Below are 384 nucleotides of genomic sequence, written 5' to 3' on the forward strand. Positions count from 1 at the left end.
CGGTGAACAGCCCCGAGCCGCAGCGCCTGCCGCTGCAGCTGGAGCGCACCATGCGCACCCGCTACAAGATCGACACCTACCAGCAGACCTACTTCGTGATCGACAGCTTCGACGAGCTGTTCCACATGACCGAGCCGGACTTCGCGCCGGTCTACGACCGCCTGCGCGGGCAGGCCGAGTTCGCCGCGGACGAGCGCGACGCCGTGGCGGCCTGACGGTCCATCCACCGCGCGGCGCGGGGCCGGAGGGGATGGCGCCCCATGGGCCCTTCGCGCGCATGGCGGCGGCTTCGCATGCCCGCCGCGGCGGCGCCGCGCCGCGGCGAGCATGGCGGCCTCCCTCCCCATTGCCCGCCGCCAGGGGCCGCCGCGCACGGTGCGCGGG

At 75.3% G+C, this 384-nt stretch carries 1 protein-coding gene; it reads left to right on the forward strand.

What is annotated here, in order from left to right; genetic code table 11:
- The coding region (locus JZ791_RS47535; RefSeq protein WP_254207407.1) for a hypothetical protein at nucleotides 1-215 on the forward strand (215 nt) is incomplete at its 5' end.
- Between the last annotated feature and the right edge of the window lie 169 nt (nucleotides 216-384).

Source organism: Nocardia alni (assembly GCF_019038435.1).
Lineage (GTDB): Bacteria > Actinomycetota > Actinomycetes > Mycobacteriales > Mycobacteriaceae > Nocardia > Nocardia alni.